The organism is Nonomuraea endophytica, from assembly GCF_014203235.1.
GTDB classification, from domain to species: domain Bacteria; phylum Actinomycetota; class Actinomycetes; order Streptosporangiales; family Streptosporangiaceae; genus Nonomuraea; species Nonomuraea endophytica.
In genome coordinates this window covers 639,611-663,354 of record NZ_JACHIN010000003.1, presented here as the reverse complement: position 1 = coordinate 663,354, position 23,744 = coordinate 639,611, and the positions used below count along the sequence as shown (strand labels likewise).

Annotated in this window: 23 protein-coding genes; 13 read left to right on the top strand and 10 right to left on the bottom strand. The window is 71.3% G+C overall.

Annotated elements, in window-relative coordinates:
* Positions 1–60 precede the first annotated feature (60 nt).
* Positions 61–990, bottom strand: a complete 930-nt coding sequence (gene mtnA, locus HNR40_RS14960) for an S-methyl-5-thioribose-1-phosphate isomerase (RefSeq protein WP_184961434.1) — start codon at positions 988–990, stop codon at positions 61–63.
* Between the two features lie 16 nt (positions 991–1,006).
* Positions 1,007–2,872, bottom strand: coding sequence for a CASTOR/POLLUX-related putative ion channel (locus HNR40_RS14955; RefSeq protein WP_184961432.1), 1,866 nt, complete (start codon positions 2,870–2,872; stop codon positions 1,007–1,009).
* A gap of 92 nt (positions 2,873–2,964) precedes the next feature.
* On the opposite strand from HNR40_RS14955, the gene HNR40_RS14950 reads away from it, so the two are divergent.
* Entirely contained in the window at positions 2,965–4,572 is a 1,608-nt protein-coding gene (locus HNR40_RS14950; RefSeq protein ID WP_184961431.1) for a serine/threonine-protein kinase, read from the top strand.
* A gap of 13 nt (positions 4,573–4,585) precedes the next feature.
* Here the strand turns inward: HNR40_RS14950 and HNR40_RS14945 are convergent, their stop codons facing one another.
* Positions 4,586–5,767: an amidohydrolase gene (locus tag HNR40_RS14945; RefSeq protein WP_184961429.1), complete on the bottom strand. Its 1,182-nt coding sequence runs from the start codon at positions 5,765–5,767 to the stop codon at positions 4,586–4,588.
* Between the two features lie 79 nt (positions 5,768–5,846).
* Here HNR40_RS14945 and HNR40_RS14940 point away from each other — a divergent pair, with 79 nt between their 5' ends.
* From HNR40_RS14940 to HNR40_RS14900, 9 genes are all read left to right on the top strand, one after another.
* Positions 5,847–6,926: a DUF5925 domain-containing protein gene (locus tag HNR40_RS14940; protein ID WP_184961427.1), complete on the top strand. Its 1,080-nt coding sequence runs from the start codon at positions 5,847–5,849 to the stop codon at positions 6,924–6,926.
* A gap of 212 nt (positions 6,927–7,138) precedes the next feature.
* Entirely contained in the window at positions 7,139–8,038 is a 900-nt protein-coding gene (locus tag HNR40_RS14935; RefSeq protein ID WP_312896351.1) for an urea transporter, read from the top strand.
* 21 nt (positions 8,039–8,059) lie between these two features.
* A complete protein-coding gene (locus HNR40_RS14930; protein ID WP_184961423.1) occupies positions 8,060–8,368 on the top strand; it encodes an urease subunit gamma in 309 nt (102 codons plus the stop codon).
* A gap of 2 nt (positions 8,369–8,370) precedes the next feature.
* On the top strand, positions 8,371–9,078 hold the full coding sequence (locus HNR40_RS14925) for a sirohydrochlorin chelatase (RefSeq protein ID WP_184961421.1): 708 nt from the start codon (positions 8,371–8,373) through the stop codon (positions 9,076–9,078).
* Positions 9,068–9,496, top strand: a complete 429-nt coding sequence (gene ureB, locus HNR40_RS14920; RefSeq protein WP_184961419.1) for an urease subunit beta — start codon at positions 9,068–9,070, stop codon at positions 9,494–9,496. The genes HNR40_RS14925 and ureB overlap by 11 nt, the downstream gene beginning before the upstream one ends.
* Before the next feature lie 5 nt (positions 9,497–9,501).
* Entirely contained in the window at positions 9,502–11,220 is a 1,719-nt protein-coding gene (ureC, locus tag HNR40_RS14915) for an urease subunit alpha (RefSeq protein ID WP_184961417.1), read from the top strand.
* A complete protein-coding gene (locus HNR40_RS14910; protein WP_312896350.1) occupies positions 11,217–11,912 on the top strand; it encodes an urease accessory protein UreF in 696 nt (231 codons plus the stop codon). Before ureC ends, HNR40_RS14910 begins: the two co-directional genes overlap by 4 nt.
* 25 nt (positions 11,913–11,937) lie before the next feature.
* Positions 11,938–12,573 carry an urease accessory protein UreG gene (gene ureG / locus HNR40_RS14905; RefSeq protein ID WP_184961415.1) on the top strand — a complete coding sequence of 212 codons (636 nt, stop codon included), beginning with the start codon at positions 11,938–11,940 and terminating at the stop codon, positions 12,571–12,573.
* Positions 12,574–12,575: 2 nt separating this feature from the next.
* Positions 12,576–13,523 (top strand): urease accessory protein UreD, encoded by a 948-nt coding sequence (locus HNR40_RS14900; protein WP_184961728.1) that lies wholly within the window; start codon positions 12,576–12,578, stop codon positions 13,521–13,523.
* A gap of 4 nt (positions 13,524–13,527) precedes the next feature.
* Here the strand turns inward: HNR40_RS14900 and HNR40_RS14895 are convergent, their stop codons facing one another.
* The 3 genes from HNR40_RS14895 to HNR40_RS14885 form a co-directional block, all read right to left on the bottom strand.
* Positions 13,528–14,742 (bottom strand): ammonium transporter, encoded by a 1,215-nt coding sequence (locus HNR40_RS14895; RefSeq protein ID WP_184961413.1) that lies wholly within the window; start codon positions 14,740–14,742, stop codon positions 13,528–13,530.
* 119 nt (positions 14,743–14,861) lie between these two features.
* On the bottom strand, positions 14,862–15,221 hold the full coding sequence (locus HNR40_RS14890; protein ID WP_184961411.1) for a DUF4267 domain-containing protein: 360 nt from the start codon (positions 15,219–15,221) through the stop codon (positions 14,862–14,864).
* Complete coding sequence (locus HNR40_RS14885; protein WP_184961409.1) at positions 15,214–16,464, bottom strand: FAD-dependent oxidoreductase; 1,251 nt, start codon at positions 16,462–16,464, stop codon at positions 15,214–15,216. Before HNR40_RS14885 ends, HNR40_RS14890 begins: the two co-directional genes overlap by 8 nt.
* 89 nt (positions 16,465–16,553) lie before the next feature.
* Here HNR40_RS14885 and HNR40_RS14880 point away from each other — a divergent pair, with 89 nt between their 5' ends.
* From HNR40_RS14880 to HNR40_RS14870, 3 genes are all read left to right on the top strand, one after another.
* Positions 16,554–17,207 carry a TetR/AcrR family transcriptional regulator gene (locus HNR40_RS14880; protein ID WP_184961407.1) on the top strand — a complete coding sequence of 218 codons (654 nt, stop codon included), beginning with the start codon at positions 16,554–16,556 and terminating at the stop codon, positions 17,205–17,207.
* A 9-nt stretch (positions 17,208–17,216) separates the two neighbouring features.
* Positions 17,217–18,140: a LysR family transcriptional regulator gene (locus HNR40_RS14875; protein WP_184961405.1), complete on the top strand. Its 924-nt coding sequence runs from the start codon at positions 17,217–17,219 to the stop codon at positions 18,138–18,140.
* A gap of 92 nt (positions 18,141–18,232) precedes the next feature.
* Positions 18,233–19,384 (top strand): NAD-dependent formate dehydrogenase, encoded by a 1,152-nt coding sequence (locus HNR40_RS14870; RefSeq protein WP_184961403.1) that lies wholly within the window; start codon positions 18,233–18,235, stop codon positions 19,382–19,384.
* Here the strand turns inward: HNR40_RS14870 and HNR40_RS14865 are convergent.
* From HNR40_RS14865 to HNR40_RS14850, 4 genes are all read right to left on the bottom strand, one after another.
* On the bottom strand, positions 19,381–19,605 hold the full coding sequence (locus HNR40_RS14865) for a hypothetical protein (RefSeq protein ID WP_184961401.1): 225 nt from the start codon (positions 19,603–19,605) through the stop codon (positions 19,381–19,383). The genes HNR40_RS14870 and HNR40_RS14865 overlap by 4 nt on opposite strands.
* 128 nt (positions 19,606–19,733) lie before the next feature.
* A complete protein-coding gene (locus HNR40_RS14860) occupies positions 19,734–20,483 on the bottom strand; it encodes a lytic polysaccharide monooxygenase (RefSeq protein WP_184961399.1) in 750 nt (249 codons plus the stop codon).
* Positions 20,484–20,573: 90 nt separating this feature from the next.
* Positions 20,574–21,842: a M20/M25/M40 family metallo-hydrolase gene (locus HNR40_RS14855; RefSeq protein ID WP_184961397.1), complete on the bottom strand. Its 1,269-nt coding sequence runs from the start codon at positions 21,840–21,842 to the stop codon at positions 20,574–20,576.
* Positions 21,839–23,692 carry a prolyl oligopeptidase family serine peptidase gene (locus HNR40_RS14850; RefSeq protein ID WP_246509043.1) on the bottom strand — a complete coding sequence of 618 codons (1,854 nt, stop codon included), beginning with the start codon at positions 23,690–23,692 and terminating at the stop codon, positions 21,839–21,841. The genes HNR40_RS14855 and HNR40_RS14850 overlap by 4 nt, the downstream gene beginning before the upstream one ends.
* Positions 23,693–23,744: the final 52 nt, after the last annotated feature.

The following is a 23,744-nucleotide window of genomic DNA, read 5'->3' as shown; positions in this document are numbered from 1 at the left end:
GCGGGAGATGCGGGCCGGTCCGGGAGTTGCCCTTATTCGTCTGGGGTCGTCTGCGGTCGCTTAGGGCCGGATCACCCGCCTCTCCGTGACGATCGCCGTGACGAGGTCGTGGGGTGTCACGTCGAACGCCGGGTTCACCGCCTCAGTGCCCTTGGGCGCCAGCCGTACACCTTGGATGGTCGTGACCTCTTCGGAGCCTCTGTCCTCGATGGCGATCTGGTCGCCCGAGGGGGTGCCCTCGTCGATGGTGGACTCGGGGGCCACGACGATGAAGGGGACTCCGGCCCGCTCGGCGCCGAGCGCCAGCGCGTACGAGCCGATCTTGTTGGCGACGTCGCCGTTGGCGGCGATGCGGTCGGCGCCGATGAGGACCGCGTCGATGCCACCCCTGGCCAGCAGGTACGGCCCGGCCGAGTCGGTCACCAGCCGGTGGGGCGCGCCCATGCGGGCCAGTTCCCAGGTGGTGAGGCGGGCGCCCTGCAGCAGCGGCCGGGTCTCCAGCGCCAGGACCTCGCCGAGCCGGCCCCGCTCGTGCAGGGTCTGGACGACGCCCAGCGCCGTGCCCCGTTCCACGGCGGCCAGGCCGCCGGTGTTGCAGACGGTCATGACCCGCAGCCGGTCGCCTTCGAGCAGGTCGGCGCCGCGCGCGCCCATGGCGTGGCAGGCGGCGATGTCCTCGTCCCTGATGCGCAGGGCGGCCTTCAGCGCCTTCCCCGGCGGGAGCGCGGCGACCTGGTCGACGGCCCAGGCCAGGTTGACGGCGGTCGGGCGGGCGGCGCGCAGCCGGGCGATCTGGGCGGCGTCGCCCGCCGCCAGGACGACGCCGAGGGCGCCGGCCACGCCGAGCGCGGGCGCGCCGCGCACCGACAGCCGCCGGATGGCCCCGATCAGGGTGTCGACGTCGGTGATCCGCAGGGTGACGAGCTCGTCGGGCAGCTTCGTCTGGTCGACGAGCTCGATGGCGCCGTCCACCCAGTCAATGGTCCTCACAGGGTCATTGTGGGGCCTAGCGCTCCGACAGGACGATGACCGAGTCGTGCGGGCCGAACGACACGCGCCGGGAACGGTCCGGGTTGAGGACGATCCCGTAGTGCGGGGGCTTGTTGCGCGCGTACGCCGTCCGGTAGCCGATGGCGGTCTCCCCACGCCGGCGAGCCGCCTCGACCACGGTGGAGAAGCCCACCTCGACCCCGGTCCCGACGTAGGCGGAGGCGGGGCGCGGGTAGATCTCGGAGCCGCGCGAGTCGAAGAGGTAGCCGAAGACGTCGGCCAGGTGCTGGTTCTCGGCGAGCTGGGCGAGCAGCAGCCCGATGACGGTGTCGCTGATGACGATGTCGTCGGCCTCGGTGACCTCGGCCAGCGCGCGGTTGCTCTCGTCGTGCATCTCGCTGACGATCGAGTAGTGCTCGCCCAGCTTGGTCTGCATGTCGCGCAGTTGCAGCAGTGTCATGAGCGTGCGGGTGTCGGCGTGGTCGGCCTTGAAGCGGTCGTCGGACAGCACGATGACGTGCTGGAACAGGCCGAGGCCGAGCGCTTCGAGGGCGAAGCGGTCGGTGGTGTCGCAGTCCTTGACGTTCACGGTGAGGTTGCGCAGGCCGGTGAGGTTGGCCCCGGCCTTCGGGTGGTCGGCGGCGACCTCCAGCTCGGAGCCGGGGGCGACGTAGCCGTCGAGGTAGCGCACGATCTGCTCGGCGCGGCCGTTCCAGTTGAGCAGCAGGGTGCGCGCGGGGGCGTGCTTGGCACGTTCCGTGACGGCCATGGCCGACTCGTCGATCTTCGGTGCGCCGGCGGCGGGCCAGATCGAGGAGTCGTCGTGGGCGATGACGATGACCTCGTCCTTGGGGCCGATCTCGGTGTCCGTGGGCGGGTTCAGCGCGACGCCGGCGCTCGTGCGCAGGCCGATGACGGTGGCGGAGTGGTAGCCGTGCAGCGCCTCGCCGTAGGTCTTGCCCACCAGCAGTTCGGCGGGGCGCAGGTAGATCTCACCGCCGTCGAAGTTGAGCAGGTCCATGCAGACGACCGACATGCCGGACTGGCGCGAGGACTGGACGATGAGCCGGGAGGCGGTGTCGTCGGAGTCCACCAGGTGCACGAGCGGGCCGCCGGCCAGGCGGGCGGCGGCCATGTTGCGGCCGGAGGTGAGCGCGGCCACGACCGGCGGGTGGATGCCGGAGCGCTTGGCGAGCGCGAGGAGGATCTTGATGACGTGCGCGTCGGGGTCCTCGCCCTCCGGGGAGAGCACGACGACCGAGCGGGCGGCGGCCAGGTTCATGAGGCTGAGGTCGCGGGGCTCGGTGGGGCGTCCGGTGCGGCAGACGATGCGGGTCCTGCCGAGGTCGCCAGCGCGCTCGCGGATCTCCTCCTCCATGGCGAGCTTGTCGCGGTCGGCGAGGACCGCGATGACCGAGCCGCGCTGGCTGGCGTGTGCCTTGGCCAGTTCGCCCACGATCGTGAACACCTGGTCCGACCAGCCCAGCACCACCGTGTGCCCGGACTCGGCGATGCGCGAGCGGCCCCTGCGCAGCCGGTCGACGCGCTGCTTGAGCCCGTTGGACAGCAGGCCGACGAGCATGCTGACGATGAACAGGCCGCCGAGCGAGCCGGCGAACATCACCGTCATGTACGCGACGCTGCCCTTGTCGCTGGCGACCTTGCTGGGGGTCAGGGCGTGCATGAGCGAGATCCAGAGCACGTGGCCCGGTCCGCCGACGCCTTCCGGCTCCTCGGGCGCCAGCCAGAGCGTGAGCCCGCTGACCACGAGGATGAGCGCCACCGAGACGAGGGCGAGCCAGCCGATCAGCGACGCGGTGCCCTTGGACATGGTGTTGTCGAACCAATACCGAGCACGCTCGCGGAACGTCACCCTGGACACCCCGATACCTCCACATAGGGGGAAAATTTGACCAACGACACAAGGTACCCGTCGATCTGCCGTAACGCATGCCGACCGGTAACGTATCGGCCATGGTGACCCCCCTGACACCTGACGATCCGGCGACTTTGGGCGATTACGTCCTTGACGCCCGACTCGGCGAGGGCGGCCAGGGGATCGTCTACCTCGCCCGCACCCGCTCCGGCGGACAGGTCGCCGTCAAACTCCTGAGCACCGGGGACCCGGTCACCCGCGCCCGCCTGGCCCGCGAACTCCAGGCGATGGAGGGCATCGCCTCCTTCTGCACCGCCCGGGTGCTCGACGTCTCGGTGTCGGGCTCGCGGCCGTACGTGGTGAGCGAGTTCGTGGACGGGCCCTCCCTCGCCGACCGGGTGCGCTCGCTCGGCCCGCTGCGCGAGGGCGACCTCGAGCGCCTGATCGTCGGTACGGCCACCGCCCTGACCGCGATCCACTCGGCCGGGATCGTGCACCGCGACTTCAAGCCGGCCAACGTGCTGCTGGGGCCGGACGGGCCGCGTGTGGTCGACTTCGGCATCGCGCGCGCCGAGGGGGCGGCCACGATGACCTCCGGCCTGATCGGGACCCCCGCCTACCTGTCGCCCGAGCAGATCAACGGCACGCCCGCCTCGCCTGCCTCCGACGTGTTCGCGTGGGGGGCGACGATGGTGTTCGCGGCGACCGGGACCAGCCCGTTCGGGGCCGAGACGGTGCCCGCGGCGATGCAGCGGGTGCTGTTCGTGGAGCCCGACCTGTCCCTTCTTCCCGAACGGCTGCGCGGGCTGATCGCCGCCGCGCTCTCCAAGGACCCGGCGGGCCGCCCGAGGGCCAGGGACCTGATGGTGGCCCTGGTGGACCCGAAGGCCGCCCCGACCTTCCCCTTCCACCACGGACCCGCCGGACCGGGGACCGGCGTGCCCGCCGGAGAGCCGTGGGCGGGCGGACCGGGCTCCGGCACAGGGGGCTCCGGTTTCGGAAGCCCGGGGGCCGGTACAGGGGGTCCGGGGTTTACTGGTCGGGGGGCCGACATTTCCGGCATGCCGTACACCGGACCTGTTTCTGGGATGCAGGGGGCGGCTCATCTGACGGGCCCGCAGTCGGCGGCGCTGACCACGCAGAGCTCGCCCCGCAACCGCAAGCGGGGCGTGCTCATGGGCGGGATCGCCGCCGTGGTCGCCCTGGCCGCCGGCGGCGCCGTCTTCCTGCTGAACCAGGGCCCGGACAATCCGTGGTCGGCACGTTCCACCACGCCCCCGCCGTCCCCCACGGCCGAGGTCTCGGCCACCGCGCAGCCGTCGGAGGAGGAGCCCACCAGCGAGCCGTCCACCCCGGTCAAGTCCGGAAATGTCAAGATTCCGAAGGCTTTCGCGGGCTCATGGGACGGTCACACCAAGTCGACCAACTTCCTGGACACCGACGGCTCCATCAACACGGTCACGCTCAAGGCCGGCGCGACCACGGCGGCCTGGACCGAGAAGGACTCGCAGTCCGAGTGCGCCGCGACCATCCCGCTGACCAAGATCGAGGGCAAGACGCTGATCTTCAGCCTGGGCGCCTCGTCGGGCGGGTGCATCCCGGGCACGATCTGGCTCACGCTCAACGGCGACGTCCTGGCCTACAAGTGGCGCGACGTGCCGGGCAACGACCTCGTCACCCAGACCGGCGACCTGCGGCGGCGCTGATCACACCAGCCGATCACACCAGGCGCCCGTCGCGGGCGACGACCCGGCCGGACTTGACGACCAGGGACCTGGCCGGGCGTACGCAGACCGCCTCGGCCGGGGTGCGGGCGTTCACCGCCACGAAGTCGCCCGGGTCGCCCACCGCGAACCCGGCGCGCCGGCCGGTGACGCGGGCGCCGCCCAGGGTGGCGGCCTCCAGGGCGATCTCGATCTCCTCGTCGCGGACGAACCGGCTGCGCTGGGCCAGGAACAGTGCCCGCTCCAGCATGTCCCCGTTGCCATAGGGGCTCCACAGGTCGCGTACCCCGTCATTGCCCGCGCCGACCGGGACGCCCGCTTCGCGCAGGGCCGTGAGGGGCAGCGGCGGGGCGCTGGCGGGCGCGACGGTGGCGAGCGAGACGCCCGCCTCGGCCAGCCGGGCGATCACCCGGGCCTGGACGTCGGCGGGAACCTCGCCCAGCGCGTAGCCGTGGGAGATGGTGACCTTGCCCCGCATCCCGAGCGCCAGCGTGCGCTCGATGATCAGGTCGTACTGCCACACGCCCAGCGGGCCGCCGTCGTGCAGGTGGATGTCGACTCCGGCGCCGTGCTTCTCGGCCAGGCCGAAGACCACGTCGAGATGCTCGACGGGGGCGTTCTCCAGCCCGGCCGGGTCGATGCCGCCGACGAGCCCGACGCCGGCGGCGAGCGCCTGGTCCATGAGGTCGGCGGTGCCCGGGGCGGTGAGCAGGCCGGCCTGCGGGAACGCGACCAGGTCCACGGTGATGCGGCCGTCGAGGCGGGCCACGGCCTCGCGTACCGCCTCGACGGCCGCCAAACCCATGGCGGTGTCGACGTCCACGTGCGAACGGGCGTGGGTGGTGCCGGAGACGACCATCTGCTGGAGCAGCGCGGTGATGTAGTCGGCGCTGGGCAGGCCGAGGGCGGGGCGGGCCTCGACGCCGTTGCGGATCTTGCCCATGAGGCCGGGCCCGGCGTCGTGCGGAACCCAGGGGCCGCCCCACATGGTCTTGTCGACGTGCGCGTGCGCGTCCACGAACCCGGGGAGCAGCAACTGGCCGCCGAGCCCCTCGACGGGCACGCCGTCCGCGGCCAGGTCCGTGCCGACGGCGGCGACGGCGCCGTCGCGGATGAGCAGGTCGGTGAGCGCGTCGGAGCCCCAGATCCGGGCGTCGCGCAGGAGCAGGTCGGTCATCCCCCGAAGATAGTGGTATACCGTTATTTCACGCAAAATCCTTCGACACCGGATGGCGCTGACCTGGATCATTGAGCCCATGTCATCCGGCCTGCCCATGAACCTGTGGCTCGACGACGCCGATTCGGCCATCGACGTCATCGACGCTCTCGCCCTGTCCCCGTTCGCCACCGGCACCCAGCCGTGGTCACGGCAGGCCGAGCTGGAGCGCGTACGCCCCGACGCCGCCCTGCAGCCCGCCACCGGCAAGGTGGTGCGCACCGCGAAGGTCGAGGAGGGCACCGAGTCACGCCTGGTCACCGGTGAAGGATGGACGCTGCGCGTCGTACGCCATCGCAACCGCACCGCCACCGTCTCCGTCACCGCCGTCAGCGAGGACCTCGCCCGCTCGGTGCTGCGGGAGTGCACCGACGGCGCGGAGGAGCCCGAGCCGGCCGACGACCACAGCCGCATGGGCTTCTGGTGGCGCGGCCCGCACGGCGGCCACCGCTCCGAGAAGCCGATCACCACGCAGGCCTGGTCGGAGATCTCCGGCAACTACTCTGGCACCGCCCGCACCTCGATAGACGCGCTGATGGCCGTCACCCCCGCGGAGGTGACCGGCCGCCTGATCCTGCTCCACGGCCCGCCCGGCACCGGCAAGACGACGCTCCTGCGCACCCTCGCCGGCCAGTGGCGCGACTGGTGCCAGGTCGACTGCGTCCTGGACCCGGAGCACCTGTTCGCCGAGCCCGGCTACCTCATGGAGGTCGCCGTCGGCTACGACCAGGAGGACGACGAGGGCAGCTCCCGCTGGCGCCTGCTCGTGCTGGAGGACTGCGACGAGCTCATCCGCTCCGGCGCGAAGGAGATGACGGGCCAGGGCCTGTCCCGCCTGCTCAACCTGACCGACGGCCTGCTCGGACAGGGCCGCGACGTGCTGGTCGCGATCACCACGAACGAGGACCTCGCCCGCCTGCACCCCGCCGTGGTACGGCCCGGCCGCTGCCTGGCCCAGATCGAGGTGGGCGCGCTGTCACACGCGGAAGCGACATCCTGGCTGGGCACCCAGGACGGCATAGGCCCGGAAGGCGCCACCCTGGCCGAGCTGTACGCCAAGCGCAACGGCACCGCCCTCGCCCCCGCCGCCACCGCCGAACCCACCGGCCTCTACCTCTGAAAGCCCTGCCCGTCGCCCGAAGCCACCGAACACGATGACTTTGTCCAGTCGATGGCTGTCCTTGGTCTTTTCCCCCTTCGCTCAGGGATAGATGCCAATGTGTCGCGCCCCTTTCGTATGAGGGGGCCCGGCGTCATCATCCGGTAGCGGCGGAAACGGCTGGATTCATGTCATCGGGGACATCTCGGGTACCGCGCTACGACCTGCCACGGGTGATCCTCAGGGGCGTCGCCCAGGTCGTCTTCCAGCCGAATCCCTGGGTGGGGCTGGTGTTCCTGGTCGCGTTGTTCGTGGGCGGCTGGCGGTTCGGGGTGTTCGGGCTGCTGGGCACGGTGACCGCCACGCTCACCGCCCATCTACTGGGCGTCTCGTGGAGCGATCGGGTGGCGCTCGGCCTGGAGGGGTTCAGCGGGACGCTGATCGGGGTGGGGCTGGCCCTCTACTTTGACGTCAGCTGGTTGACCGTCCTGCTGGTGATCTTCGGTGCGGTCGCTGGCAGCGTTCTCACCTCGGCGCTCAACGTGCTGCTGATGCCGTACAAGCTGTCCGCCCTGACCGCGCCCTTCTGTGTGATCACGACGGTGATGGTGGTCGGGGGGTCCTCGTTCAGCCGGGTGTGGGCCCGCCAGGTCAGTACGGCGGCGCCGTCCGCGACGGCTCCGGGCACCGGCATGAGCTGGGACCACCTGTGGCGGGGCACGTTCAGCGGGATCGGCCAGGTCTTCCTCCAGGGCCAGTGGTACGTCGGGCTCATCTTCCTGGCCGGACTGGTGCTCGCCGGCTGGCGGGTGGGTTTGGTGGCGCTGGTGTCGAGTTTGACCGGTCTGATTACCGGCTGGGTGCTGGGGGCTCAGGCCGCCGATCTGGGCGCCGGGCTCTACGGCTACAACTCGGTGCTGACGGGGGTCGCGCTGTTCGGCACGTTCGTGGTGGCCACGCCGGTGAGCGCCGGTTATGCCCTGGTCGGCGCGGTGGCGGCCGCGGGTCTGACGGCCGGGATCAGCAATCTGTTCGCGGTGGCCGGAGGCCACACCCTGACCTGGCCGTTCGTGCTGGTGACGTGGACGTTCCTGGCGGCTGTGCCGATGTTCTCCAGGATCGCGCGCGCGTGACTCGTTCAGAAAGGAACTCTGATGAATCTCACCCCCAGGGAAATGGAGAAGCTGCTGCTTTTCACCGCGGCCGAGCTGGCGCGCCAGCGCAAGGATCGCGGTCTGAAGCTCAACTATCCGGAGACGGTCGCGCTGATCAGCTGCGCGGTCGTCGAGGCGGCGCGGGACGGCAGGTCGGTCGCCGAGTGCATGGAGCTCGGGAAGAAGGTCATCGGCCCGGACGACGTGCTGCCGGGGGTGCGCGGGATGCTGTCGCTGCTGCAGGTCGAGGCGGTTTTCGACGACGGCACCAAGCTGGTGTCCTGCCATGATCCGGTCGGCGCGCAATGACGGTGCGCGAGATTCTTCTCGCGGCGGGGGCCGAGAGCCGGGGCGGTCGCTGCCTGCCGCCGCTGCTCGGGCCGGACGCGCCGCGGGTCTGCTCCGTGGATCGCGAGCTGCGGTCGGCGATCCCGCGGCGTCCGGCGGTGGTCGTGCCGATGACTCTGGGCCGCGATCCGGACCTTGCGGGCGTGGCCGCCCAGGCTCTGCGCTGGGCGGCGCGCGACCGGGATGCCGGTGACCTGCTCCTGGCCCGGCCGCTGGCGGACACCGGTCACCTGGTCGGCTGGCTGCGGGCCGCGGTCGTCCATGCGAAGCTCACGGCCGCCTCCGCCGTCCTGCTGGTGGCGCCCGCGATCGGCCCCGAGCCGGACGCCGAGCTGTTCAAGATCGCCCGGCTGGTCCGGCAGTTCACGCCGGTCCGCTGGGTCGAGGTCGCGCTGAGCGGCGGCGATCCGGACGTGGACGAGGGCGTCGAGCGCTGCCGCCTGCTGGGGGCCGAGGAGGTCGTCCTGGTGCCCGCCTCGTTCGTACCGGCGCCCACCCGGCCCGGCACGCGGACGGCCGGGCCCCTCCTCGGACGCGCCTCGCTCGCCACGCTCATCCACCGGCGCGCCATGGAGGCCGAGCATCGCTGGAGCGGACATCGCGACGACGGCCTGGCCGAACCGATGCCGCACACCCATACCCACGAGGAGACACACTCTCATGTCGGATGATCCATACATCTACGGCAAGGGCGACATCGAGCTGAACGCCGGCCAGGCCCGGGTGACGCTCACCGTGCGCAACACCGGCGACCGCGCCGTCCAGATCGGCTCGCACTTCCACTTCTTCGAGGTGAACCGGGCCCTGAGCTTCGACCGCGAGCAGGCGTTCGGCACCCGCCTGGACATCCCGGCCGGGACCGCGGTCCGCTTCGAGGCGGGCGACACCAAGCGCGTCACGCTCGTCGAGTACGGCGGCGGCCAGCGCATCGTGGGATTCGGCGGCCTGCTCAACGGCGGCATCCACAGCCGCGACGCCCACCGCGAGGCACTCAGGCGCATGCGCGAGCGCGGCTACCTCGAAGAGCCGGAACCGGCGCCCTCCAAGAAGCCGGCGAAGAAGTCCTCCGGCGCCAAGAAGAAGGGCTGAGCCGCATGACCAGCATGAGCCGCCGGCAGTACGCCTCCATGTACGGCCCGACCGTGGGCGACCGGATCCGCCTGGGCGACACCAACCTCGTCGTCGAGGTGGAGAAGGACTACACCGAGGGCCACTACGGCGACGAGTCCCAGTACGGCGGGGGCAAGACCGCCCGGGACGGCATGGCGGCCGATCCGGCCACCGGCGGCGCCGTCGCCCTCGACCTGGTGATCACCAACGCGGTGATCATCGACCCGATCCTGGGCATCGTCAAGGGCGACATCGGCGTCAAGGACGGGAAGATCGTCGGGGTGGGCAAGTCCGGCAACCCGCACACCCAGAACGGCGTCGACCGCCGCCTGGTCATCAGCGCCAACACCGAGGTGATCTCCGGCGAGAACCTCATCGCCACCGCGGGCGGAATCGACACCCACGTCCATCTCATCGCACCCCAGCAGGTCGAGAACGCGCTGAGCAACGGCATCACCACCCTGGTCGCCGGCGGCACGGGCCCGGCGGACGGCAGCCGCGGCTGCACCACCACCCCGGGCGCCTGGAACATCGGCCGGATGCTGCAGGCGTTCGAGAACGTCCCGATCAACATCGGCGTGCTCGGCAAGGGCAACAGCAGCCTGCCCGGCGTGCTGGAGGAGCAGATCAGGGCGGGGGCCTGCGGGCTGAAGGTCCACGAGGACTGGGGCGCCACGCCCGCGGTGATCGACTGCGCGCTCTCGGTCGCCGACCAGCTCGACATCCAGATCACCGTGCACACCGACACGCTCAACGAGGCCGGGTTCGTCGAGGACACGATCAGCGCCATCAACGGCCGCGCGATCCACACCTACCACTCCGAGGGCGCCGGTGGCGGCCATGCCCCCGACATCCTCCGGGTGACCGGGGAGCCGAACGTCTGCCCGGCCTCGACCAATCCGACGCTGCCGTACACGGTCAACTCGATCGACGAGCTGCTCGACATGACGATGGTCTGCCACCACCTCAGCTACGACGTGCCGGAGGACGTGGCGTTCGCCGAGAGCCGCGTGCGCGCCGAGACCATCTCGGCCGAGACCGTCCTGCACGACCTGGGCGTCATCAGCATCATCGGCTCCGACTCCCAGGCCATGGGCCGGATCGGTGAGTCGTTCACGCGCGCCTTCCAGGTGGCCCACCACTGCAAGGACAAGCGCGGCCCGCTGCCGGAGGACTCCGCGCGCAACGACAACTTCCGGGTCCTGCGCTACATCGCCAAGCTCACGATCAACCCGGCGCGTGTCTCGGGCATGGCCGACACCATCGGCTCGCTGGAGGACGGCAAGCTCGCCGACATCGTCCTGTGGCCGGTGTCCACGTTCGCGGCCAAGCCCACGATGGTCATCAAGGGCGGCATGATCAGCTGGGCCCAGATGGGCGACGCCAACGCCTCCCTGCCGACGCCGCAGCCCATCTACTACCGCCCGATGTACGCCGCCCACGGCAGCGCGCTGGCGGCGACGTGCGTCACCTTCCTGTCGGGCGCGGCCATCGACGCGGGCGTGCCCGACCGTCTCGGGCTGCGCCGCCTGATCCGTCCGGTACGGCAGTGCCGCACCGTCGACAAGCGCCACATGGTGCGCAACGCCACGCTGGGCGACATCCGCGTCGACCCGGAGACGTACAAGGTGACCTTCAACGGCGAGCCCGTGCACATCGAACCGGCCAAGAAGCTCCCGCTGAACCGGCTGTTCTTCCTGTGAGCGAGGACCTCGGCACGCTGCTGGCCCAGCTCCAGCTGACCGACTCGGGGTTCCCGAGCGGGATGTACACGCTGTCGCACGGGCTTGAGGGCTACACCCAGCTCGGGCCGGTGGGCCAGGACGGCCTGCGCGAGCTGCTGGCCGACCTGCTCCACAACATGGTGGGGCCGGGGGACGCGGCCGCGCTCGTGCTGGCCCACCGCGCCGTCCGGACGGGCGACTGGGAACGGCTGGCCGAGGTCGACCACAGGCTGCACGCGACCAAGCTCGTCCGGGAGCAGCGCACGGCGTCGGTGCGCACCGGGCGCCAGGTCCTGGACACGGCCGCGTTCGCCTTCCCGATCCCCGAGGCCGCGCGCCTGGCGGAGCTGGTGGCGGGCAAGGCCACGCCGGGCAACCACGCCGTGGTCGTGGGCGCGCTGTACGCGGGTCTCGGCGTCGGCGAGGTTCGGGCCGTGGCCGGTGATCTGTACGCGTTCGCCGCGAGCTACGTGACGGCGGCGGTGCGCCTGGGTTGCACCGACTTCCGCCGTGCGCAGGCGTTGCTGCGTGCCGTACGCCCGGATCTGGAGGTTGTGGCGCGGGCGGCGCTCGGCGCCGAGGACCCTCGGGACCTGCACAGCTCGGTGCCGGTCGCCGACACCGTCGCGGCCGGGCACCAGCGGGCGCAGGCCCGGCTGTTCATCACGTGACCAACCAGAAGAGAGGGCGGAGAGCATGGAACTGGAGAAGGTCTTCAAAGTGGGGATCGGCGGCCCGGTGGGTTCGGGGAAGACCGCGCTGATCGAGGCTCTCGTCCCGATTCTGCAGGACAGGGGCCACAGCATCGGGGTGATCACGAACGACATCTACACCCAGGAGGACGCCGAGCACGTACGGCGCACGCTGGCCGGAATCCTCGACCCCGAGCGGATCGTGGGCGTCGAGACGGGCGCCTGCCCGCACACGGCGGTCCGCGACGACCCGACGATGAACCTGGCGGCCGGCGCCGACATGCTCGACCGGTTTCCCGACATCGACCTGCTGCTCTTCGAGAGCGGCGGCGACAACCTGACCCTCACCTTCAGCCCGGTGCTGGCCGACATGTTCATCTTCGTGCTGGACACCGCCGAGGGCGAGAAGATGCCGCGCAAACGCGGTCCGGGCACCACGACCTCGGATCTTCTGGTCATCAACAAGATCGACATCGCCCAGTACGTGCGGACCGATCTGGGGGTCATGGAGCGGGACGCCAGGATGGTGCGCGGCGACGGCCCGGTCACGCTGACCGACTGCCTGACCGGTGCGGGGGTCGGTGAGGTCGCCGACCTCATCCAGAGCCGGGCGGGGGCCGCGTGTACCGCTCCGGCGTGACCATGCTGGGCGGCGGGGCCGTAGCCGATCGGCTCGCGCCTGGGCGGTATCAGCCGGACTGGATTCCGCGGCCGGTGCGGCGGCACGCCGGCGGGCTCGACACCTTGCCCGTCGGCTCTCCCGGCAAGGTCGGCGTGCTGGATCTGGCGTTCCGGCGGGTGGGTGAGCGTACGGAGCTGACCGGGCATTTCCAGAAGGCTCCGCTGCACATCACCCGGCCGCACTACCACGATCCGGCGCTGCCGGGCCTGCCGTACGTGATGCTGATGATGTCCGGCGGCGGCGTGCTCCAGGGGGACCGCTACCGTGTGGACGTCTCGTGCGAGGCGGGCGCGTCGGTGCATCTGACCACGCAGGGCGCGACCCGGCTGTACCGGATGGAGCACGACTACGCCACGCAGCTGGTCGAGCTGAACGTCGGTCCCGGCGGCTACCTCGAATACCTGCCCGATCCCACCATCGCCTTCGCCGGCAGCCGCTACTACCAGCGGACCTCGGTCACCGCGGCGGCCGACGCGACCGTGGTGCTGGGCGAGACGATGCTGGCGGGCAGGCTGGCCAGGGGCGAGCGGCACGAGTACACCGCGTACTGCACCGACGTGGAGGTACGCGAGCCCGGCGGCGAGCTCATGTTCGCCGACCCCCTGCGCCTGGTCCCGGGGGACAGTCCGGTGGACGGCCCGGCGGTCATGGCCGGTTTCGGCGTCATGTCCACTCTGTACGTCGTCACCGGCGCCCATCCGGCGCAGGAGATCGCCGACACCATGCACGAGGCGCTGGCCGGCTCCGGGCTGCGGGCCGGGGCGGGTGTGCTGCCGGGGGAACGGGGAGCCTGGGCGCGCCTGCTCGGCGATCGCTCCCCCGAGGTCCTGGCAGCCTTCCACGACGTCTGGGACGCCGTGCGCCGCCGGCTGCTGGGCGTGCCGGCGCCGAGGCCGCGCAAGCAGTGACCGCTCAGCCGATGCGGAGTTCGCTGTCGAGGCCTTCGGCCTGCTCGCTCGCGCTGGCGCGGAGCCGGAAAAAGCGGTCCACGACCTTGCCGATGAGAAACGTCAACACGAAGGAGTAGGCGCCGACCGCGAGAATGGCGACGATCTGCTTTCCGAGCAAGGCGATCGAGCCGCCGTAGAAAAGCCCGGAAATCGGGCTCCCGTATTGGCCGGTGGCGAAGAAACCGAGCAGAACGAGGCCGACGACACCGCCCGCTCCGTGAATGCCCACGACGTCCAGGGTGTCGTCGTAGCCGACCGTGGTCTTGATCTCCACCGCGTACGCGCAGACCACGGCGGCCACGATCCCGATGACCGTCGCGCCGAGGAGGTTGACGTACCCGCAGGCCGGGGTGATCGCGACCAGGCCGGCGAGCGCGCCTGTGGTGCCGCCCAGCCGGGAGAACCTGCCGTAACGACGGCGTTCGAGGAGCATCCAGACGATCATCGCCACGCAGGCGCACATCATCGTGTTCGTCACGGCGTTGGCGGCCAGGGCGCCGTCCGTCAGCGCCGAGCCGCCGTTGAACCCGAACCAGCCGAACCACAGCAACCCCATGCCGGTCATCACCATCGGCACGTTCTCCGGCTCCGGCGGACCTTCCCGGCGAAAGCGCAGCGACGGGCCGAGCACCAGCGCCAGCGCCAGCCCGGCCACCCCCGAGTTCAGCTCGACGAGCAGGCCGCCCGCGAAGTCGAGCACTCCCCAGCGGTTGATCCAGCCGCCCTTGGAGAAGACCCAGTGCGCGATCGGCACGTAGACCAGCGTCATCCAGACGACCCCGAAGATCATCCATGGTCCTAGCCGGACCCGGTTGGCCACCGCGCCGCTGATCAGGGCGAGCGTGATGATCGCGAAGACGAGCTGGAAGAGGGAGAAGACGTAGAGGGGGATCCGGCCGTAGGGGATGGACGGGGTGGTGCCGAAGAACTCCCAGTCGCCCCAGCCGATCAGCCCCGCCCCGCCCAGGTCCCTGCCGAACGCGAGGCCGTAGCCGTACAGGAACCAGATCACCGTCACCACGGCGATGGAGACGAAGCTCATGTAGAGCACGCTGATGACATTCTTCGAACGGACCATGCCGCCGTAGAAGAGCGCGAGTCCCGGCGTCATGAGAAGCACCATCGCGAAACTCACCAGCACCCACGCGGAGTCCCCGGTATTCAACCCATCCGCCATGTGAGCGCTCCTTGTCGTCGGAGGCTATATGACCATCGCCCGGCGACCGAAAACGCGTGACATTGACGGCTTCGTTTTCACGACCATTCTTTACCGATTAATGACAAACAAAGGGCGGTCTACTCGTCGCGGCGTAGCCACCCCAGCGATCCGAACGCCACCACGGCCAGCACCCCGGCGGACGCGGCGGCGGGGCCGCCGTTGAGCGCGTGGATCGCGGCGTCGCCCAGCTGGGTCAGCCCGCTCACCCACAGCAGCGCGGTCAGCGCGCCGCGCGCGCCACGGGCCAGCGACACCAGCAGCGCGCCGCCCACCGCCAGCGACCGGACCGCGCAGGCCCGCGCGAACGTGTCCACCCCCGGCGTGACCTCGGTTCCCGCGGGCAGCGCGAGGCCGGGGTCGGCGATCACGAGGACCGAGACCGCCAGCGTCACCAGCGTCGCGAGCACGTTGACCGTGACGAACACCCGGCTACGCATGGCTCAGCGGCTCCAGCGGCCCGGTCAGCCGCTCGGGACGCAGGCCGAACGCGACGAGCCGCCCGAACAGGTGCGGGAAGCCGCGCCAGTGCCGCAGCGTGCGCAGGGGCTGCGGGATGCGCAGCGGAGCGCCGCCGGTGTCGCCGGCGTTGATGCCGGCGGCCACGAAGCTCTCCTGCGCCCGCCGCTGGGCGAGCTGGGTGAGCACGGTCGGCCATTGGCGGCGGCGTTGCACGCGGGCCAGGTCCCGGTCGGTGACGTGGCCGCGGCGCAGGGCGGGCAGCAGGATGCGGGCGGTCGCGACCGCGTCCTGGATGGCCAGGTTGATGCCGACGCCGGCGATCGGGGACATGGCGTGCGCGGCGTCGCCGATCAGCAGCGCGCCGGGCGCCCACCAGCGGTCCAGCCGGTCGATGCGGATCTGCAGCGCCGCGATGTCCCGCGGGTCGAGCGCGGCCATCCGGTCCTCCGTGTACGGCGCCAGCCGCGCGATGGTCCTGCGCACCCAGGCGGCGTCGTCGGCCCGTGCGGCGTCGGCCGTACCCTTGCCGATCAGCAGCGCCGCCTGCCAGTAGTCACCTCGGTTGATCATGATGAGGCCGCCGGAGGAGGAGAAGCGCAGCATGGTGCCGTCCGGGTCGCCTTCGGCGCGCGGGACGCGCACGTACAGGCAGTCGTGCGGGGCGGTGGCGGCGCGCGGGCGCAACCCGAGCAGGCGGCGCACGGTGGAGTGGCGCCCGTCGGCCGCCACGACCAGCGGCGCGTGGAGGCGGTGGGTCTCGCCGGTGTCCTTGTCCAGGTAGCGCACGCCGCTCACCCGGCCCGCCGTGGTGATCAGGTCGGTCACCTCGGCGTTCTGCGCGAGGTGGAAGGACGGTGTGGCGCTCGCGGCCTCGGCGAGCAGGTTGAGGAAGTCCCACTGGGGCACCAGCGCGATGTGCTGGTGGCGGCCGGGCAGGCGGGTGAAGTCCTCGGTGACGGCGCCGTCGTCGAAGCGCATGAGCAGCCGCCGTTCGCGTTGCTGCGGCAGCCGTGCGAACCGCTCGCCCAGGCCGAGCTGGTCCAGCAGGCCGAGCGTGGAGGCGTGCACCGTGTCGCCGCGGAAGTCGCGCAGGAAGTCGGGGTACTTCTCCAGCACCGCCACCTCCACGCCCGACCGGGCCAGCAGCAGGCCGAGCACCATGCCGGCCGGGCCGCCGCCGGTCACGACGCAGGAGAGCGAGGTTCTCGCGATGGATCCCATCTCACTCCTTCACTAAGTGGGGACAAACTCCCCAATTAGCTGAGACTGTAACATAACCGGGGAGAGTGTCCACGGTTAGGGAGCGGTCCGTGAAAGAGCTACGCGCCGACGCCAGGCGCAACAGGGAGCAGATCCTGCGCGCCGCGCACCTGGCCTTCCTGGAGCAGGGGCCGGAGGCTCCGCTCGACCAGATCGCCGAACGGGCCGGCGTCGGCAACGCCACGCTCTACCGGCACTTCCCCAGCCGCCTGGAGCTGATCAGGTGTGTGGCCTTCGAGCACATGGGGCAGGTGGCCGCGCTGGCCTCGGACACCCTGGCGGCCGCGCCCACCGCCCGGCGGGCGCTCACGGTCTTCGCCACGCGGGTCGTCGAGCGGGGCGTCGTGGCGATGCTGCCCATCCTCGGCGGTCACGTCGAGAGCGACCCGCAGTTCCCGAAGGCCCGCGCGGAGCTGCTGGACGCGCTGGAGGCGCTGGTCGCGGCGGCCCGCGCGGAGGGGGCGCTGCGGGCCGACGTGGGGGCCGCCGATCTGGTGATGTTCCTCGCCGTGCTGACCCGGCCGCTGCCGACGGTCTCCGGGCAGCTCAACGACGAGGTACGCGAACGCATGCTGACCACGCTCCTCGACGGCCTGCGCCCGCGGGAGGCGACCCCGCTGCCCGGCGAGCCGATCAGCGCCGACCGGATCACCGCCGACCTGTCCACGGCGCGTTCCCGTGACACCGCGGCCTCGCCGGAGTGATCCTGGGGCGTGCTGTTACGCCAGTTGGAGTATCTCGTCGCCTTGGCCCGCGAGCGGCATTTCGCGCGGGCCGCGGCGGCCTGCCACGTCTCCCAGCCGTCGCTGTCGGCGGCCATCGGCAAGCTGGAGCGTGAACTGGACGTGCCGCTCGTGCGGCGCGGGCAGCGTTTCGCCGGGCTGACGCCCGAAGGCGAGCGGGTGCTGCTGTGGGCGCACCGCATCCTCGCCGACGCCGACGCGCTGCGCCAGGATCTGTCGCGGATGCGCGACGGGCTGTCGGGCACGCTGCGCATGGGCGCCATTCCGACCGCGCTCACCGCGGCCCCGCTGCTGACGACGCCGTTCTGTGAGCGGTATCCGCACGTGCGGGTGCTGCTGACGTCGTTGTCGTCGCGGGAGATCACCCGGCGGCTGGCCGACTTCGAGATCGACATGGCGATGACCTACATCGACGACGAGGAGCTCGGCGAGGTGCGGGTCACCCCGTTGTATGAGGAGCGCTACCTGCTGCTCACCCCGTCCGACGGCGAACTGGCGGAGCGGCGCACGGCCCGCTGGGCGGAGGTCGCCGCGCTGCCCCTGTGCCTGCTGGCTCCGGAGATGCGCAACCGCCGCATCCTGGACGCCAACTTCCGGCAGGCGGGGGCGGTAGCCGTACCGGCGATCGAGACCGACACCGTGTCGGCGCTGTTCGCGCACGTGGCCACGCACCGGTGGTCGAGCGTGATCGCGCACGCGTGGCTGCACATGTTCGGGGTGCCGGAGGGCATGCGGGTGGTCCGTCTTGAGCGGGTGTCCGGGGATCCGAGGGTGGGGCTGGTGACGGCGGGCAGCGGGCCGGAGCCGGTGATCGCGCGGGCGCTGCTGGACCTGGCGCGCGACCTGGATCTGCGCGAGGTGCTCGACCGGCTGGAACGCGGCCACCTGGCATAGACGCCCCCTATCACCCCATAGACACAAACGCTTTGACCAGCGGATACGCCCCGGCGGACAGTGGGATCACCCCACTGACGAGGAGCGAACCCATGGCCAAGGTGCTGTGCGTGCTGTACGACGACCCGATCGGCGGACACCCCGACTCCTACGCCCGCGACGGCCTGCCCGAGCTGTCCGGCTACCCGGGCGGGCAGACGCTGCCCAGCCCCAAGGGCATCGACTTCACCCCCGGGCACCTGCTGGGCAGCGTCTCCGGCGAGCTGGGCCTGCGGCGCTTCCTGGAGGAGCGCGGCCACACGCTGGTGGTCACCTCCGACAAGGACAGCGACAGGTTCGAGCGGGAGCTGGCCGAGGCCGAGGTGGTCATCTCCCAGCCGTTCTGGCCCGCCTACCTCACCGCGGAACGCATCGCGCGGGCGCCCAAGCTCAAGCTCGCCGTCACCGCCGGCATCGGCTCCGACCACGTCGACCTGGACGCGGCCATCGAGCACGGCGTCACCGTCGCCGAGGTCACCTACTGCAACAGCATCAGCGTCGCCGAGCACGTCGTGATGATGATCCTGTCGCTGGTGCGCAACTACCTGCCCGCCCACCGGACCGTCCTGGACGGCGGCTGGAACATCGCCGACGTCGTGGCCCGCTCCTACGACCTGGAGGGCATGGACGTCGGCACCGTCGCGGCCGGGCGCATCGGGCTGGCGGTGCTGCGCCGGCTCAAGCCGTTCGACGTGCGCCTGCACTACACCGACCGGCACCGGCTGCCGGCCGAGGTCGAGGAGGAGCTCGGGCTCACCTTCCATCCGGACGCGGCGGCGATGGTTCCGCACTGCGACGTGGTGACGGTCAACGCGCCGCTGCACCCGGAGACCGAGGGCCTGTTCGGCGACGAGCTGATCGCCACCATGAAGCGCGGCGCGTACCTGATCAACACCGCACGGGCGCGCATCGCCGACCGCGACGCGATCGTGCGCGCGCTGGACAGCGGTCAGCTCGCCGGGTACGCGGGCGACGTCTGGTACCCGCAGCCCGCCCCGGCCGACCACCCGTGGCGGAGCATGCGGCACCACGGCATGACCCCGCACATCTCCGGCTCCTCGCTGTCGGCCCAGGCCCGCTACGCCGCCGGCACCCGGGAGATCCTGGAGTGCTGGCTGGACGGCACGCCGATCCGCGAGGAGTACCTGATCGTCGAGGGCGGCGCCCTGGCCGGGACCGGAGCCCACTCCTACAGCACCCGCTAGTCCATCCCCGCCCAGTGCAGGGCGATGTACGGCTCGGCCTGACCCCAGTAGCGCACCCGTTCACGGGTGATCCGGTAACCGGCGCGCCGCTCGGGCTCGTCCGGCAGGCCGCGTGGGACGGGGATGTCGAGAATGCCGATGTCCTGGTCGACGTGGGCGAGCACGCCATGGCACGGCCCGCCGAGACAGATGGCGTTGCGGCCGGCCCCGGGCATCGTCACGACCACCAGTTTACATTCCGCACATTCAACCCCGAAGCCCCCTCTTTCCTGGCAACAGCAGCATGATCGAGCGCTGCACCATGGCATCCACCGGTGCCCGGGTTCGCCGGGCACCGGTGGATATCAGGTCAGGTCCGGCGCCAGAGGGCGGGGACGTTCGGCGGCTCCCAGCCGGGAATCGCCGTGTGCGCCTGCAGGCACTGGTAGGTGGCGCCGTTGTAGGTCACCTGGGTGCCGGGCGTGTAGGAGGTGCCCGCCGCCCAGCTCCCGGCGGGACCGGTGGCCGTGGGCGTCGGGGTCGGCGTGGGCGTCGGGGTCACGGTCGGGGTGGGGGTGGGGGTGGGCGTGGGGGTGGGCTCGCCGGGGCCGCTGCCGATCTGGAGGTCGACGCAGTTGTAGAAGGCCATCTGGGTGTCGGCGATGTTCCAGATGGCCAGCAGCTTGATGCGGCCGGTCCGGTTGCCGAGGTCGACGGTGTGGGTGAGCGAGGACGGCGGCTGCCTGCCCCGGTCGTTGAACACCGCGACCCGCTCGGCGCCCACGTAGTACTCCCAGGTGCTGGTGGAGTGCGGGACCGGGATGTACCACTTGAAGTTCACCACGCTGCTGACGGTGGTGACCGGCCAGGGCTTGGAGTCGTCGCTGAGCGGGGCCCAGCGGGCGTCGCCGGCGTGGCAGTTGCGCTGGCCCTTGGGACCTTCGACGCTCTGCGGCTCCCAGACGATCTGCCCGCAGTTGGGGACCTTGCCGGCGTGGCAGTTGGCCTGACGGCTGGGCGGGTTGGTGATGAAGCCGTGCGCGGAGGCGGGCGAGGCGTTGTACACAACGGTGGTTGTGGCGACGACCGCCATGGCAATGAAGGTGATCAACCTTCGCATGTCATGCTTCCTCTACGGTGGCTAGGGGGTTGCTTCCTCCTCCATAAAAAAAGAAAGTTTCCTAATAGTGAAGGGTCCTGTCGGGAAAGGTCAATTTCCCTGGAGGAGCCGGGTGAGCACCCGGGTGCCGAACTCCAGGCCCGCCACCGGCACCCGCTCGTCCTTGCCGTGGAACATGCCGAAGTAGTCCAGGTCGGGGCGGAGCATCAACGGCGCGAAGCCGTAGCCCTCGATGCCGATCCTGGCGAACGACTTGGCGTCGGTGCCGCCGCTCATCAGGTACGGCACCGGCCTGGCCTTCGGGTCCTCGGCCAGGAGCGCGGCGGCCATCTCGTCGAAGAAGGGCGAGGGGTAGGGGGCGGCGGGCGCGTCCTCCAGGTTGACGAACTCCCGGGTGATCTTGGGGCCGAGCAGGTCGTCGATGGTGGCCAGGAACTCCTCCTGCAGGCCGGGCAGGTAGCGGCCGTCCACGTGGGCCGAGGCGGTGGAGGGGACGACGTTGACCTTGTAGCCGGCGTCCAGCATCGTCGGGTTGGCGGAGTTGCGGATCTGGCCTTCGAAAAGGGTGCCCAGCACACCCAGGCGCTCGGCCTCCTCGTCCAGGCGGCCGAGGTCGATGGGGCTGCCGGTGATCTCGGACAACGACTGGATGAGGGCCTTCACGGCCGGCGTCAGGCGTACCGGCCACTCGTGGGTGGCCACGCGCGACAGGGCGTGCACGAGGGTGGCGACCGGGTTGTCGATCGCGGGGCGGGAGCCGTGGCCGGCCACGCCGTGGGCGGTGAGCTTCATCCAGGCGGTGCCGCGCTCGCCGACCGCGACCGGGTAGACGCGCTCGTCGCCGGCCGGGACGCTGAAGCCGCCGGACTCGCTGATCGCCTCGGTGACGCCGTCGAACAGCTCGCGGTGCTCGGTGACGGCGTGGCGCGAGCCGTACTCGCCGGTGGCCTCCTCGTCGGCGAGGAAGGCCAGGACCAGATCGCGCTTGGGGCGCTCGCCGCGCGCGGCCATGCCGATGACGGTGGCGAGCGTCATCGAGCAGGAGCCCTTCATGTCGACGGCGCCGCGGCCGTAGACGCAGCCGTCGGTGATCTCGCCGGAGAACGGGTGCATGCGCCATTCGGCGGGGTCGGCGGGCACCACGTCGAGGTGGCCGTGGATGAGCAGCGCGTCGGGCGAGTCGCCGTCGATGCGGGCCACGACCGTGGTGCGCCTGGGCGCCGACTCGAACACCTCGGTGGCGATGCCCGCGTCCTCCAGCAGCGTGGCCACGTACTCGGCGGCCGGGCGCTCGCCCGAGCCCGGGTTGGTGGTGTCGAACCTGATCAGGTCCGAGCAGATCTCGGCGACGCTCTTCACTTGGCCCCCCGAAGGTCGAGTGCGGTCACTTCCGGCGTGTCGAAGTGGAAAACACGGCCGTAGAAGGCCAGTTCGGCTTCGAGCGCCGCCACGATAGTCTCCTCCCGGCGCCAGCCGTGCTGCTCGCCGGGGAAGGTGAGCAAGGCCCACTCTTTGCCGTGCCTGTCCAGTTCGGCGACGAAGCGCTCGGCCTGGCCCACGTCCACGATCTTGTCTTCCAGGCCGTGCATCATCAGGCACGGGCCCGAGGCGCGGCCGGCGTGCAGCAGCGGCGAGCGCTCGCGGTAGCGCTCCTCGGTCTCGGGCAGCGGGCCGATGAGGCCGTCCAGGTAGCGCGACTCGAAGTCGTGCGTCTCGCCCGCCCAGGCCGCCGGGTCGGTGATCGCGTAGTGCGCCACGCCGCCGGCGAACACGTCGCTGTGCACCAGCGCGGCCACGGTCGTCCAGCCGCCCGCGCTGCCGCCGCGGATGGCGAGCCTGGCCGCGTCCGCGCGTCCCAGCTCGACCAGGCCGCGCGCGACCTTGGCGCAGTCGTGCACGTCCACGACGCCCCACTGGTGGCGCAGCCGCTCCCGGTAGGCCCTGCCGTACCCGGTCGAGCCCCCGTAGTTGACCACGGCCACGCCCAGCCCGCGCGAGGTGAAGTAGGCGATCTCCAGGTCGAGCATCAGCGGGTGCACGCCGGTCGGGCCGCCGTGCACGAAGACGACATAGGGGGCGGGGCCGGTCGCGGGCGGGTAGAGATGGGCGTGCACGCCCTCGATCACGACGGTCTCGGGCGTGGGCAGCAGCTCGCGGGGCGGCAGCGGCTTGGGCGCCGACACGACGGTGTGCGCGCCGTCTGCCAGGCTGACCGCCGTCACCTCCATCGGCGTGTACGGCGAGGCCGCCACCCCGGCCGCGATCCCGCCCGCGGCCGACACCGTCGAGGCCCAGTGGGTGGCGTCACCGCCGAGGTCGCGGATCCGGCCGTCGGCCGGGTCGAGCAGCCCGAGCCGGCGCTCGTCGGGCGAGCCGTACACGACGACCAGCCCCTCCCCCGTCACCGCGAACCACGCGGCGCCCGGCTTCCACACCGCGTTGCCGAACTCCAGCTCCATCGGCGTCAGGTTGCGCGAGCGCGAGCCGTCACCGGCGATCTCGTGCAGGTTCCACCAGCCGGTCGGGTCGGTGACGGCGTAAAGGGTGTCCGGGTCGCGCCATTCGGCCTGCACGACCGATTCGCGCTCCCCGCCCGCGATCACCCGGTACGGCCCAGCCGCCCCCTCGTCGTCCAGCTCGGCCACGCACAGCTCGGTGCCGTCCCAGGGCATGCTGGGATGGTCCCAGCCGATCCAGGACAGGCGCCGCCCGTCCGGTGACAGGCGGGCGTTCATGAGGAAGTGGTGGGCCTTGACGATCACCCGCGGCTCGCCGCCCTCCAGCGGGACCGCCACCAGGTCGCGGGCCACGCCGTTGGTCTCCCTGACCGCCCAGACCTCCTCGCGGCCGGGCGGCAGGTAGAGGTCGCCGTAGTGGTGGGGGCCCTCGGGCGTCAGCGGGATCGGGTCCTTCTCCGGGTGGAGCAGGTAAAGGCGCTGGTCGGCCCAGTGGGTGAAGACGAGCGCGCCGCCGGGCAGCGGGCGCCAGGACCGCCCGCCGTACTCGATGAGCCGGTTGCGGGCGTTCCATCCCTGCGGCAGGACGTCGCGGCGCGAGCCGTCCGGCAGGCGGCGCACCACGCAACGGCGCCCGCCCTCCTGAGGGCGGGGCTCGTCCCACCACACCTCGACGCCGTCCGGTGTCTGGACGGCCTCGACCCACTGGGCCGCGCCGTCGGTCCTGGCCACGTCGATCGCGCTGATGCTCATTCTCATCACCGAAGTTCTCATCACCGAAGTTCTCATCACCGAAGTTCTCGTC

Coding starts and splice junctions, on each gene's coding strand:
- HNR40_RS14950 (WP_184961431.1), top strand. CDS start 2,965: ATGGTGACCCCCCTGACACCTGACGATCCGGCGACTTTGGGCGATTAC.
- HNR40_RS14945 (WP_184961429.1), bottom strand. CDS start 5,767: ATGACCGACCTGCTCCTGCGCGACGCCCGGATCTGGGGCTCCGACGCG.
- HNR40_RS14940 (WP_184961427.1), top strand. CDS start 5,847: ATGTCATCCGGCCTGCCCATGAACCTGTGGCTCGACGACGCCGATTCG.
- HNR40_RS14930 (WP_184961423.1), top strand. CDS start 8,060: ATGAATCTCACCCCCAGGGAAATGGAGAAGCTGCTGCTTTTCACCGCG.
- ureB (WP_184961419.1), top strand. CDS start 9,068: ATGTCGGATGATCCATACATCTACGGCAAGGGCGACATCGAGCTGAAC.
- ureC (WP_184961417.1), top strand. CDS start 9,502: ATGACCAGCATGAGCCGCCGGCAGTACGCCTCCATGTACGGCCCGACC.
- ureG (WP_184961415.1), top strand. CDS start 11,938: ATGGAACTGGAGAAGGTCTTCAAAGTGGGGATCGGCGGCCCGGTGGGT.
- HNR40_RS14900 (WP_184961728.1), top strand. CDS start 12,576: ATGCTGGGCGGCGGGGCCGTAGCCGATCGGCTCGCGCCTGGGCGGTAT.
- HNR40_RS14895 (WP_184961413.1), bottom strand. CDS start 14,742: ATGGCGGATGGGTTGAATACCGGGGACTCCGCGTGGGTGCTGGTGAGT.
- HNR40_RS14890 (WP_184961411.1), bottom strand. CDS start 15,221: ATGCGTAGCCGGGTGTTCGTCACGGTCAACGTGCTCGCGACGCTGGTG.
- HNR40_RS14885 (WP_184961409.1), bottom strand. CDS start 16,464: ATGGGATCCATCGCGAGAACCTCGCTCTCCTGCGTCGTGACCGGCGGC.
- HNR40_RS14870 (WP_184961403.1), top strand. CDS start 18,233: ATGGCCAAGGTGCTGTGCGTGCTGTACGACGACCCGATCGGCGGACAC.
- HNR40_RS14860 (WP_184961399.1), bottom strand. CDS start 20,483: ATGCGAAGGTTGATCACCTTCATTGCCATGGCGGTCGTCGCCACAACC.
- HNR40_RS14850 (WP_246509043.1), bottom strand. CDS start 23,692: ATGAGCATCAGCGCGATCGACGTGGCCAGGACCGACGGCGCGGCCCAG.